The sequence below is a fragment of the Isoptericola sp. NPDC057191 genome (assembly GCF_042670225.1).
In the GTDB taxonomy this organism is placed as follows: Bacteria; Actinomycetota; Actinomycetes; order Actinomycetales; family Cellulomonadaceae; genus Isoptericola.
This window is the reverse complement of sequence record NZ_JBHUWC010000140.1, coordinates 1-11,018: the sequence shown is the minus strand read 5'-3', so window position 1 is coordinate 11,018 and position 11,018 is coordinate 1. Positions and strand designations below refer to the sequence as shown.

General features: G+C 75.8%; 12 protein-coding genes. 11 read left to right on the top strand and 1 reads right to left on the bottom strand.

The window, feature by feature from the left end; genetic code table 11:
• The first annotated feature begins 116 nt into the window (after positions 1 to 116).
• The 10 genes from rimM to ACFT55_RS15340 all read left to right on the top strand — a co-directional run bounded on the left by rimM (position 117) and on the right by ACFT55_RS15340 (position 8,656).
• On the top strand, positions 117 to 692 hold the full coding sequence (gene rimM / locus ACFT55_RS15385; RefSeq protein ID WP_380244712.1) for a ribosome maturation factor RimM: 576 nt from the start codon (positions 117 to 119) through the stop codon (positions 690 to 692).
• Position 693: 1 nt separating this feature from the next.
• Positions 694 to 1,503, top strand: coding sequence for a tRNA (guanosine(37)-N1)-methyltransferase TrmD (trmD, locus tag ACFT55_RS15380; RefSeq protein ID WP_380244711.1), 810 nt, complete (start codon positions 694 to 696; stop codon positions 1,501 to 1,503).
• 169 nt (positions 1,504 to 1,672) lie between these two features.
• Positions 1,673 to 2,032 (top strand): 50S ribosomal protein L19, encoded by a 360-nt coding sequence (gene rplS, locus ACFT55_RS15375; protein WP_380244710.1) that lies wholly within the window; start codon positions 1,673 to 1,675, stop codon positions 2,030 to 2,032.
• Between the two features lie 172 nt (positions 2,033 to 2,204).
• The gene (gene lepB / locus ACFT55_RS15370; protein WP_380244709.1) at positions 2,205 to 3,029 is read left to right on the top strand and encodes a signal peptidase I; all 825 of its coding nucleotides are present in this window, start codon (positions 2,205 to 2,207) and stop codon (positions 3,027 to 3,029) included.
• 125 nt (positions 3,030 to 3,154) lie between these two features.
• Positions 3,155 to 3,904, top strand: a complete 750-nt coding sequence (locus tag ACFT55_RS15365; RefSeq protein WP_380244713.1) for a ribonuclease HII — start codon at positions 3,155 to 3,157, stop codon at positions 3,902 to 3,904.
• Complete coding sequence (locus ACFT55_RS15360; protein ID WP_013838354.1) at positions 3,901 to 4,200, top strand: DUF2469 domain-containing protein; 300 nt, start codon at positions 3,901 to 3,903, stop codon at positions 4,198 to 4,200. Before ACFT55_RS15365 ends, ACFT55_RS15360 begins: the two co-directional genes overlap by 4 nt.
• A 134-nt stretch (positions 4,201 to 4,334) precedes the next feature.
• Positions 4,335 to 4,694, top strand: coding sequence for a YraN family protein (locus tag ACFT55_RS15355; protein ID WP_380244708.1), 360 nt, complete (start codon positions 4,335 to 4,337; stop codon positions 4,692 to 4,694).
• Complete coding sequence (locus tag ACFT55_RS15350) at positions 4,694 to 6,229, top strand: YifB family Mg chelatase-like AAA ATPase (protein ID WP_380244707.1); 1,536 nt, start codon at positions 4,694 to 4,696, stop codon at positions 6,227 to 6,229. The genes ACFT55_RS15355 and ACFT55_RS15350 overlap by 1 nt, the downstream gene beginning before the upstream one ends.
• Positions 6,222 to 7,562, top strand: a complete 1,341-nt coding sequence (gene dprA, locus ACFT55_RS15345; RefSeq protein WP_380244706.1) for a DNA-processing protein DprA — start codon at positions 6,222 to 6,224, stop codon at positions 7,560 to 7,562. The genes ACFT55_RS15350 and dprA overlap by 8 nt, the downstream gene beginning before the upstream one ends.
• Before the next feature lie 146 nt (positions 7,563 to 7,708).
• Positions 7,709 to 8,656 (top strand): tyrosine recombinase XerC, encoded by a 948-nt coding sequence (locus tag ACFT55_RS15340; RefSeq protein WP_380244705.1) that lies wholly within the window; start codon positions 7,709 to 7,711, stop codon positions 8,654 to 8,656.
• Between the two features lie 190 nt (positions 8,657 to 8,846).
• Here ACFT55_RS15340 and ACFT55_RS15335 read toward each other — a convergent pair whose 3' ends face one another.
• Entirely contained in the window at positions 8,847 to 9,509 is a 663-nt protein-coding gene (locus ACFT55_RS15335; protein ID WP_380244704.1) for a murein hydrolase activator EnvC family protein, read from the bottom strand.
• A 540-nt stretch (positions 9,510 to 10,049) separates the two neighbouring features.
• Between ACFT55_RS15335 and rpsB the strand changes: the two genes are divergently transcribed.
• On the top strand, positions 10,050 to 10,991 hold the full coding sequence (rpsB, locus tag ACFT55_RS15330) for a 30S ribosomal protein S2 (protein ID WP_380244703.1): 942 nt from the start codon (positions 10,050 to 10,052) through the stop codon (positions 10,989 to 10,991).
• Positions 10,992 to 11,018 lie beyond the last annotated feature (27 nt).

The window sequence follows — 11,018 nt, the reverse complement described above, 5'->3', positions numbered from 1 at the left end:
CCACCGCACGCCGGTGGGGCCGGGCCTCGTCGTCTGTCGCGGGGCATGCTGGGACCGCGAGGCGGTCCACGTCGTGCCGAGCCGGCCGGCGAAACGAGTACGAGACAGGAGTGGTCATGCAGCTGGTGGTGGCGCGCGTCGGGCGCGCGCACGGGCTCCGGGGCGAGGTCGCCCTCGACCTGCGCACCGACAACCCCGAGGACCGGCTTGCGGTCGGCCTCACCCTGGAGACCGACCCGTCGTCGGCCGGTCCGCTCACGGTCACGGCCGCGCGAGAGCACCAGGGACGCTGGCTGGTCTCGTTCGCCGAGGTCGGGGACCGTACCGCGGCCGAGGCGCTGCGCGGCGTGGAGCTCGTCGTCGAGGCCGACGCCTCGGACGAGGAGGACGCCTGGTACCCGCACGAGCTCCAGGGCCTGCGGGCCGAGCTCGAGGACGGGACGGTCGTGGGTGAGGTCGTCGGGCTGGAGCACTTGCCGGCGCACGACGCCCTGGTGGTGCGCGAGCCCGCCGGTGAGCGCACCCTCGTCCCCTTCGTGCGTGCGATCGTGCCGACGGTCGACGTCGCCGGCGGGCGGGTCGTCCTGACCCCGCCGGGCGGCCTGCTCGCCCGCGACGCGGACGCCGCCGTCGTCGACCGCCCCGACCAGGCTGGCGCCGACGAGGCCGCCGAGAGCACGGACGAGGTCTGACGTGCGCGTCGACGTCGTGTCGATCTTCCCGGACTACCTCGCCGCGCTGGACCTGTCGCTCGTGGGCAAGGCCCGACGGGCCGGCCTGCTGGACCTGCGCGTGCACGACCTGCGGGACTGGGCCACCGACCGGCACCGCACGGTGGACGACACCCCGTTCGGCGGGGGAGCGGGCATGGTCATGCGGCCGGACGTGTGGGGCCGTGCGCTCGACGACGTGCTCCCCGCAGGCGGCGGGGGCCACCTGGTGGTGCCGACGCCGTCGGGCGACGTGTTCACGCAACGGCACGCGGAGGCGCTCGCGCTCGAGGAGCACGTCGTCCTCGCGTGCGGCCGCTACGAGGGCATCGACGCCCGGGTCGCCGAGCGGGCGCGCGCGGCAGGCCACCGCGTGAGCGAGCTGTCCATCGGGGACTACGTGCTCAACGGCGGGGAGGTCGCCGCACTCGTCATGATCGAGGCGTTCGGGCGGCTGCTGCCCGGGGTCGTCGGCAACCCGCACTCGCTGGTCGAGGAGTCGCACGGGGCCGCGGGCCTGCTCGAGTACCCGGTGTACACCAAGCCCCCCGCGTGGGAGGGGCTGGACGTGCCCGAGGTCCTCCTGTCCGGCCACCACGCGCGGATCGAGCGCTGGCGCCGCGACCGGGCGCTGGAGCGGACCGCCGCGCGCCGTCCGGACATGATCGCCGCGCTGGACCCCGGCGCACTCGACAAGGCCGACCTGGCGATGCTCGCCGGCCTCGGCTGGGCCCTGCACGACGGACGCCTCCAGCCCACGGGCGAGGCCCCGCCAGGACCTGTGGCAGAATAGGTCGCCGGTGTGTTCGCCGACCCGGCCTCTGCCACAGGGGAGGTCATGACGAGCTGCTGGTCAGCCGTCCGGTCGAGGAGCCGACGCACCCACCGAACCGTCAGACAAGGCACGCCCCCGGGCGTGCCACGATCTTGCTCCTGACCTGTGGCAGAGCGGGGAGACAACCATGCACACGCTCGACTCCGTCGACGCAGCCTCGCTGCGCTCCGACGTCCCGGACTTCCGCGCCGGCGACACCGTCAAGGTCAACGTCAAGGTCGTCGAGGGCAACCGCTCGCGCGTCCAGGCGTTCCAGGGCATCGTCATCGCGCGCCAGGGCGGCGGCGTCCGTGAGACCTTCACCGTCCGGAAGATCAGCTTCGGTGTCGGTGTGGAGCGCACGTTCCCCCTGCACGCCCCGACCATCGACTCGATCGACGTCGTGTCGCGTGGTGTCGTGCGTCGCGCCAAGCTCTACTACCTGCGCAACCTGCGCGGCAAGAAGGCGAAGATCCGCGAGAAGCGCGAGACGCCCGCGTCGAAGTGAGGCACCGGGGCGCGACGCCCCGCCTCGTGACGCGCTGACGCGCACCCCCGGACGGGCGGTCCTGCTACGGCAGGGCCGCCCGTCCGTCGTGCTCCCCGCGTCTCCCACGGGCCCGCGGGCCGCCCATGGCGGCAGTTTCGCCCTGGACGGTGGCGGGTGAAAGAGTGAGGTCGTGGCAGACTCCGATCCCGTGACCGACCGGCCCAGTGCGCGTGAGCCCCGATCCCACGACCCCGCCCCTTCGGGCTCCGGCGACGAGGGTGTCGGCTTCGACGCCGTGGTCGGCGCCGGCGGCGGGACGGCGACGGCCGCGGGGCCCGCGCCGAGCCGTGGCCTCGGGGTGCTGCGCGAGACGGCGATCATCGTCGTCAGCGCTCTCGTGCTGTCCTGGCTGATCAAGACGCTGCTCGTCCAGGCCTTCTTCATCCCCAGCGGGTCCATGGAGGACACGCTGGAGATCGGGGACCGGGTGATGGTCTCCCGCATGGTCCCGACCGTCTTCGACGTCCACCGCGGCGACATCGTGGTGTTCCGGGACCCGGGTGGCTGGCTGCCGCCGTACGAGCCGCCGGAGCGCACCCCCGTCGGCCAGGCGGTGACGAACGTCCTGACCTTCGTCGGGCTCATGCCCCAGGAGACCGGGGACCACCTGATCAAGCGCGTCATCGGCACACCGGGCGACCACGTGAAGTGCTGCGACGACCAGGGTCGCGTGAGCGTCAACGGGCAGCCGATCGACGAGGAGTCGTACATCAAGCCGGGCTCGGTGCCGAGCCAGGACCCGTTCGACACGACGGTGCCCGACGACATGCTGTTCGTCATGGGGGACAACCGCCAGAACTCGGCCGACTCGCGGTACAACACGGGCAAGCCGGGCGGCGGGTTCGTCCCCATGGACAACGTCGTGGGTTCCGCGTTCGCCACGGTCTGGCCGCTGGGTGACGCGACCCTCCTGCGCAACCCCGGGGACGTCTTCGCGAAGGTGCCGGAGCCGTGACCTCGCTCGTCGAGCAGGACGCGGCACAGCCGGTCCGCACGCCCTCGGAACGGGAGACCCTCCGGCGGCCGACCCCGCCGCGCCGCCGCACCGAGAACGGGGCTGCGAAGCGCAAGAGCCCGACGCTGCGCCAGGAGCGCTCCCTGCTGACGGGCGGGGCGCGCCTCGTGGCGGGCATGGACGAGGTGGGTCGCGGTGCACTCGCCGGCCCGGTGAGCGTGGGCGTGGTCGTGGTGGACGCGGCGACGCGGACGGCACCGCAGGGCCTGACCGACTCCAAGCTCCTCACCCCGGCGGCCCGCGTCGCGATGGTGCCCCAGCTGCAGCGCTGGGGCGTCGCGTGGGCCGTGGGGCACGCCGGCCCCGCGGAGATCGACGCGCACGGGATCGTCGCCGCGCTGCGCCTCGCGGGGCGGCGCGCGCTCGCCCAGGTGCGCCGCACGTGCGGCGACGTGGACGTCGTGCTCCTCGACGGCTCCCACGACTGGCTGAGCCGCGGCGACGTCGACCTGTTCGAGGCCACCGACCTCGACCCGGCCATGAGCCCCGACGTCCCGGAGCCCGCCGTGCGCACCCTGGTCAAGGCCGACCTGCAGTGCTCGTCGGTCGCGGCGGCGAGCGTCCTGGCCAAGGTGGAGCGCGACGGGCTGCTCGTGCGCCTCGCCCGGCAGTACCCCGCGTTCGCCTGGGACCAGAACAAGGGCTACTCCGCGCCGGCGCACCTGGAGGCGCTGCGCAGCCACGGGCCCACCCCGCAGCACCGCCGCTCCTGGAACCTGCGGGCGCTTGCCGACGACGGCGCGCCGGCGTCGGTTCCCGGCGCGCCCGCCGTGACGCTCGACGCAGCCCTGCCCGGTGGGATGATGACCCCGTGAGCGCCGAAGACCTCGAGAACTACGAGACCGAGATGGAGCTCGCGCTCTACCGCGAGTACCGCGACGTGGTGGGCCTGTTCTCCTACGTCGTGGAGACGGAGCGGCGGTTCTACCTCGCGAACCAGGTGGACCTGCAGGTGCGGTCCGCCGCCGGCGAGGTCTACTTCGAGCTGCGCCTGGCGGACGCCTGGGTGTGGGACGTGTACCGGTCCGCGCGCTTCGTGAAGTCGGTGCGCGTGGTGACGTTCAAGGACGTCAACGTGGAGGAGCTCGCGAAGGCGGAGCTCGCCCTCTAGCCGCTGTCATGGACGACGCCTCGGGCCGCCCGTAGCCACGACCGCTGCCCCCAGGCCCCCGGCCGTCCACAGCTTCGCACCGCGCGCACCGCGGCCTCGCCCCGCCGCGCGACGCTGCTCGCGGAGGTGGTTCGATGCGGGCGAAAGACGCCGTCGGGCAGTACGGAGAACGGGTGGCCGCGCGCCACGTCGAGGCGCAGGGTCTCCAGGTCCTGGAGCGCAACTGGCGCGGGACGAGGGGCGAGCTCGACCTGGTCGCCCGGGACGGCGACGTGCTGGTCGCGATCGAGGTGAAGACCAGGCGGGGCACGGCGTTCGGGCACCCGGCCGAGGCGGTGAGCCCGGCGAAGCTCGCCCGCGTGCGGCGGCTGACCGGGCAGTGGCTCGCCGAGCACCGGCACGTGCGGTGCCGCGAGGTGCGGGTCGACGTCGTGGCGGTGGTGCTCCCCAAGTCCGGTGCGGCGCAGGTCGAGCACCTGGTGGGGGTGCTCTGATGGGGCTCGGGACGACGGCGTCGGTGGCGCTGACAGGGCTCACCGGGCACGTCGTGGAGGTGCAGGCGCAGCTGGCCGCGTCGGTGCCGGGCTTCACGCTGGTCGGGCTCCCGGACACCGCGCTGCAGGAGTCGCGCGAACGTGTGCGCGCCGCGGTGCTCTCCACGGGCATCCGCTGGCCGCACCGCAAGATCACGGTCAACCTCTCGCCGGCGTCGCTGCGCAAGTCCGGCTCGTCGTTCGACGTGGCGATCGCGGTCGCCGTCCTCGCCGGCGACGGCGCGATCCCGGCAGCCGGCCTGCACCGGGTGGTGCACCTGGCCGAGCTCGGGCTGGACGGACGCCTCCAGCCGGTGCGGGGTGTGCTGCCGGCGGTCGCCGCCGCGGTCGAGGCCGGGTGTCCTGACGTGGTGGTGGCTGCCGGGGACGCCGACGAGGCTCGCCTGGTGCCAGGCGCGCGCGTGCACGCGGCCGCGACGCTGGCCGAGGTGGTGCTGCTGCACGGCGGGGAGCTCACCGACGTGCCCGCGCTGGACGCCGTCCGGCCCGCGCGGCAGTCCGTGGCACGCCGGTCCTCCGGCGACCTCGCCGAGGTGGTCGGCCAGGCGCAGGCGCGCGTGGCGCTGGAGATCGCCGCGGCGGGCGGGCACCACCTGCTCCTGGTGGGGCCGCCTGGCGCCGGCAAGACGATGCTCGCGGCGCGGCTGCCGGGCATCCTCCCCGACCTCACCCCCGCCGAGGCGGTGGAGGTGACGTCCGTGCACTCGGTGGCCGGGACGTTCGACCCGGGCAACGGCCTGCTCACCCGGCCGCCGTTCGAGGACCCGCACCACACCGCGACGCCCGCGGCCATCGTGGGCGGCGGCACGGGACTGGCCCGGCCCGGGGCCGTGTCGCGGGCCCACCGGGGCGTGCTCCTGCTCGACGAGGCCCCCGAGTTCCCGTCCCGCGTCCTGGAGACGCTGCGCCAGCCCCTCGAGCAGGGCGAGCTGGTGCTGCACCGCTCCGGCGGTGCCGCGCGCTACCCGGCCCGCTTCCAGCTGGTGCTGGCGGCGAACCCGTGCCCGTGCGGGATGGCGTCGGTCAACAAGGGCCTGGACTGCGCCTGCACACCCACCGCGAAGCGGCGCTACTTCGGTCGGCTGTCGGGACCGCTCCTCGACCGCGTGGACCTGCAGGTGGACGTCCAGCCGGTGACACGGGCCGAACGGACGGCGGGGACGGACGGCGAGACGTCGGCGCTGGTGGCGCAGCGCGTCGCCGCGGCCCGCGAGGTGGCCCGCGACCGGTTGGCCCGCACGCCGTGGTCGACGAACGCCGAGGTGCCGGGCCGCTGGTTGCGGGAGCGGTCGCGGGCCCCGGGCGTCCTCGCCCCGATCGAGCAGATGGTCGACCGCGGCGTCCTGAGCCTGCGCGGCGCGGACCGGGTGCTGCGGATCGCGTGGACGGTCGCAGACCTCGCGGGCAGGGCCTCGCCGACGGCTGACGACGTGTCCGCCGCCGTGACGATGCGGACCCGGGGGAACCATGGCTGACCCGGGTGACCCCGTCCCCGACGCGCCGCGGGGAGCGGGCGCGTCGCGCGCCCCGGTGGGCGTGCTGCCGTTCGACGCCGACGACCCGGACCTCGCCCGGGCGGCCTGGAGCCGGCTCGCGGAGCCGGGCGACGTCGTCGCAGGGGCGCTCGTGCAGCACCTGGGAGCGGGGGAGGCCCTCGCGTGGGTGCTCGACGCGGTCCGTGACCCGGCGCGCGCCGTGCGCGGCCCGGCGCTGGACGCTGTCGGGTCGGAGGTCGCGGCAGACCGCCTCATGGCGTCGGTCGCACGCTGGTCGCCCCGCCTGGACGGGCTGGATCCCCGGCGGGAGCTGCGCGTGCTCGACCGGCTCGAGGGCACTTTCCTGGTCCCCGGGGACGAGCGCTGGCCACCCGGTCTCGCCGACCTGGGCCCGGAGGAGCCGTTCGCCCTGTGGGTCCGGGGAGACCCGGAGCTCGCGTCCCTCGCGACGCGGTCGGTCGCCGTCGTCGGGGCGCGCGCGTCGAGCGCGTACGGCGACCAGGTGGCGGCGAGCATGGCCGCGGGGCTCGCCGACCGCGGGTTCACCGTGGTGTCCGGCGGTGCGTACGGGATCGACGCGGCCGCCCATCGGGGCGCGCTCGCGGGCGGGGCGCCCACCGTGGCGGTGCTCGCCGGCGGCGTCGACCGTCTCTACCCGCCGGGCAACCAGGACCTGCTGACCCGGCTGGCCGACGGCGCCGGCGCGGTGGTGAGCGAGGTCCCGCCGGGGTCCGCCCCGTTCCGCCAGCGGTTCCTGGCCCGCAACCGCATCATCGCCGCGGCGTCGTGCGCCACGGTCGTCGTCGAGGCGGCGTGGCGGTCGGGCGCGCTGTCCACGGCCCGGCACGCCACCCGGCTGCTGCGGCCCCTCGGTGCCGTCCCGGGTCCGGTGACGTCGGGGACGTCGACCGGGTGCCACGTGCTCCTGCGCGACGGCGCGGCCGTCTGCGTGACCGACGCCGACGAGGTGGCGGAGCTCGCGGGCCCGTACGGGCCCGCGGGAGCGGACGGGCCGGCGGGAGCGGACGGGCATGCGGGAGCCGACGGCCCGGCCCCCGCGCCAGGCACGAGACCGGGCGCAGGAGCGAGCGGGGTGGACGCGCTCGACGAGCGCGCCCGCCGGGTGCGGGACGCGCTGCCCGCCCGCGCCTCCGCGACGCTGGACACGCTCACCAGGACCGCCGGGCTGTCCGCGTCCGAGACGCTCGCAGGGCTCGGCGCCCTCGAGCTGCTGGGTCTCGCCGCGCAGGAGGGGGGTCGGTGGAGCCGGGGACCACGCCGGACGTCCGGACGGCGGCGGGCGCGAGGGTGACGGCTGCCGGACGGCGGCGGGCGCGAGGGTGACGGCTGCCGGACGGCGGCGGGCGCGAGGGTGACGGCTGCCGGGTGGTCGCGGGGGCCTCGACACGCGCGCCGCCCTCACCCCCGCTCGGACCGCCCAGGGGCACACTGACCTGGATGGACACCGATCCGGACCTGCCGCCGCTGCCGGCGCCGCTCGAGGAGGCGCTGGCCCGCTTCGACGAGTACCTCGAGGTCCAGCGGGGGCACTCCGCGCACACGCGTCGTGCCTACCGGGCGGACGTCGGGTCGTTGCTGCGGTACGCGGTGCGGCACGGGGTGGACGGACTGGCGGGGGTGGACGTCGGCGTCCTGCGCGGCTGGCTCGCCACCCAGGCGGAGCGGGGTCTGGCGCGGGCCACCCTCGCCCGGCGAGGTGCGGCGGCCCGCACCTTCTTGCGGTGGGCCTACCGGACGGGGCTCGTCACCGCCGACCCGACCGCCCGGCTCGCCAGCCCCAAGGTGCCGCGCACCCTCCCCACGGTGCTGAGCGCCGCCGCGGCGTCGGCCCTGCTCGACACCGCCCGCGAGGCCGCGCACGCCGCCGAGCCGGAGGAGCGCCCGGCGGCGCTGCGCGCGTGGGCGGCCGCAGAGCTCCTCTACGGCAGCGGCATCCGCGTGGGCGAGCTCGTCCAGGTGGACGTGCCGGCCGTGGACCTCACCGAGCGACTCGTGCGCGTGCTCGGCAAGGGCGGCAAGGAGCGTGTCGTGCCGTTCGGCGTGCCCGCGGCCCGCGCGGTGTCGGAGTGGCTCGCCCGCGGACGCCCGGCACTGGTGCAGCCAGGATCCGGCGCTGCCCTCCTGCTCGGCGCGCGGGGCGGGCGGTGGGGCCAGCGCCAGGTGCGCGACGCCGTGCACCGCCTGGCGGCACAGGCCGGTGTCGAGGACGTGGCCCCGCACGCCCTGCGGCACTCCGCGGCGACGCACCTGCTGCAGGGCGGCTCCGACCTGCGGTCGGTCCAGGAGGTCCTGGGACACGCAGACCTCGGCACCACCCAGCGCTACACGCACGTCGACGACGAGCGCCTGCGCAAGGTGTTCGTCCAGGCCTTCCCGCGCGCCTGAGGATCGCCGGCGCGAAGGCCGGACGGCGCGGCGCGCGGAGGCCGGGCGTGCGAGGGCCGGGCGTGCGGGGGCCGGGCGTGCGGGGGCCGGGCGTGCGGGGGCCAGGCGTGCGGGGGCCGGGCGTGCGGGGGCCGGGCGTGCGGGGGCCGGGCTGCGGAGGCCGGTGTGGGCCGCGGCGGTCCGCGGCCGGTCACGGCCCACCCGGGAGCAGGACGATCGGTGCCTGCTCGCCCAGGAACGCGAGCGGGTCGAGGTAGACCTCTCCGCGCCGCACCCCCCAGTGCAGGCACGAGGCAGGGGCACAGTGGCCTGGGGTGGGGGCGAGGACCCCGAGGACGGCGCCCGGACCGACCCGGGCACCGACGCGGACGTCGGCGGTCACCGGCTCGAACGTCGAGCGCAGACCACCCGGGTGGGTCACCACGACGACCGGCTTGCCGGCGACCTTGCCGGCGAACGAGACCACCCCGGCGGCCGGTGCGCGCACCTGTCCGCCCGCGCTCGCCGCGAGGTCGGCGCCGCGGTGGCCGGCGAGCCACCGCTGGGCGGGTGGGTCGAACGGGTGGGCCACCGGCCCCGGGACGGGACGTTCCCACGGTGCGTCCGCCCCTGCCGGCGGTGGCTCGGCGGGAGCGGAGCCGCCGAGCCCGAGCGACGATGCGGAGGCCGCCAGCGCGCCGAGCAGCCCGAGCGCGAGCACGAGCGCGAGGCCGAGCACAAGCGCGGGTCTGAGCACGAGACCGAGCACGAGCGCGGGTCTGAGCACGAGCCCGCGCACCCGCACAGGCACGAGCACGGGACCGGCGAGGTTCGTGGCGGCGCGGGCGGGCGGGCGGCGGGCGGTGGTGGTCATGCGGGTAGCCTCGTGGCACCACGGCGCCTGCCGGTCCGCGCGTCGACGTCCTGGGGACGGGGCCGCCCTGGGGGCAGCGTCCCGCCCCACCGCCGCCGCGTGGCGTCCTCCAGGACCACGCCACGAGGTGCCGGCCAGGGGCCCCTTCGGAGGCGCGCCAAGATGCCCCGTCAGGTCAGGTAGACTGGCTGCCGCGATCGGCTTGTGCCTCGCTCCCCACCTCTCCGGTGTCTCGTGGACCGTCCTCGACGGCTCGCGGTCCGGGCGGCTGCGGGGTGGCCACCGGCAGATCGACTTCGCGCGTCACGAACGCGCCCCGCGTCCCGGCCCGCCGGTCGCAGGGTGCGGCCGCGTCGGCAGCGGTCCGCCCCCGGGTCTCCGGGAGCGGTGCCGGCCAGGCGTGACGCCAGGGGTGCCGGGCCAGATGCCCGTCACCGACGAACCGAGTACCGCGACCGGAAGCCTGCCGACGACGCAGGGCCGGTCGCCTGACGCGCGTGCAGCCCGGAGGATCCGGCGCACGCGGCGAAAGGACGTGTCATGGCCGTCGTGACCATGCGCCAGCTCCTCGAGAGCGGTGTCCACTTCGGGCACCAGACCCGCCGTTGGAACCCGAAGATGAAGCGGTTCATCTTCACGGAGCGCAACGGCATCTACATCGTCGACCTCCAGCAGTCGCTGTCGTACATCGACCGCGCCTACGAGTTCGTCAAGGAGACCGTCGCCCACGGCGGCACCATCCTCTTCGTCGGCACCAAGAAGCAGGCGCAGGAGCCCGTGGCCGAGCAGGCCGCCCGCGTCGGCATGCCCTACGTGAACCACCGCTGGCTGGGCGGCATGCTCACGAACTTCACCACGGTGCACAAGCGCCTCCAGCGCCTCAAGGAGCTCGAGGAGATCGACTTCGACGACGTCGCCGGCTCCGGCCTGACGAAGAAGGAGCTCCTCGTCCTGCGCCGCGAGAAGGACAAGCTCGCGCGCACCCTGGGCGGCATCCGTGACATGGCCAAGACGCCGTCGGCGGTCTGGGTCGTGGACACCAACAAGGAGCACCTCGCCGTCAACGAGGCCCGCAAGCTGGGCATCCCCGTCGTCGCGATCCTCGACACCAACTGCGACCCCGACGTGGTCGACTACGCGATCCCGGGCAACGACGACGCGATCCGCTCCGTCACGCTGCTCACCCGCGTGATCGCGGACGCCGCGGCCGACGGCCTCATGCAGCGTCACTCGGGCAAGAAGGGCGAGGCGGCCGAGACCGCCGAGGCCGAGCCGCTGGCCGAGTGGGAGCGCGAGCTCCTGGCCGGTGCCGAGGCCGCCCAGGCCGAGGCGCCTGCCGCCGACGCCGCCGCGACCGAGGCGCCCGCCGCCGAGGAGACGACCACCGAGGCCCCCGCCGCCGACGAGGCTGCGACCGAGGCGCCCGCCGCCGAGGAGACGCCGGCCGCCGAGGGCGAGCAGGCCGCCGAGAAGTCCGAGTGAGGTCCCGCGGGCCGGTCACCCTCGGGT

Excerpts from the sequence above, each read along its gene's own strand:
- rimM (WP_380244712.1), top strand. The coding sequence starts at position 117 with ATGCAGCTGGTGGTGGCGCGCGTCGGGCGCGCGCACGGGCTCCGGGGC.
- rplS (WP_380244710.1), top strand. The coding sequence starts at position 1,673 with ATGCACACGCTCGACTCCGTCGACGCAGCCTCGCTGCGCTCCGACGTC.
- ACFT55_RS15355 (WP_380244708.1), top strand. The coding sequence starts at position 4,335 with ATGCGGGCGAAAGACGCCGTCGGGCAGTACGGAGAACGGGTGGCCGCG.
- ACFT55_RS15350 (WP_380244707.1), top strand. The coding sequence starts at position 4,694 with ATGGGGCTCGGGACGACGGCGTCGGTGGCGCTGACAGGGCTCACCGGG.
- dprA (WP_380244706.1), top strand. The coding sequence starts at position 6,222 with ATGGCTGACCCGGGTGACCCCGTCCCCGACGCGCCGCGGGGAGCGGGC.
- ACFT55_RS15340 (WP_380244705.1), top strand. The coding sequence starts at position 7,709 with ATGGACACCGATCCGGACCTGCCGCCGCTGCCGGCGCCGCTCGAGGAG.
- ACFT55_RS15335 (WP_380244704.1), bottom strand. The coding sequence starts at position 9,509 with ATGACCACCACCGCCCGCCGCCCGCCCGCCCGCGCCGCCACGAACCTC.
- rpsB (WP_380244703.1), top strand. The coding sequence starts at position 10,050 with ATGGCCGTCGTGACCATGCGCCAGCTCCTCGAGAGCGGTGTCCACTTC.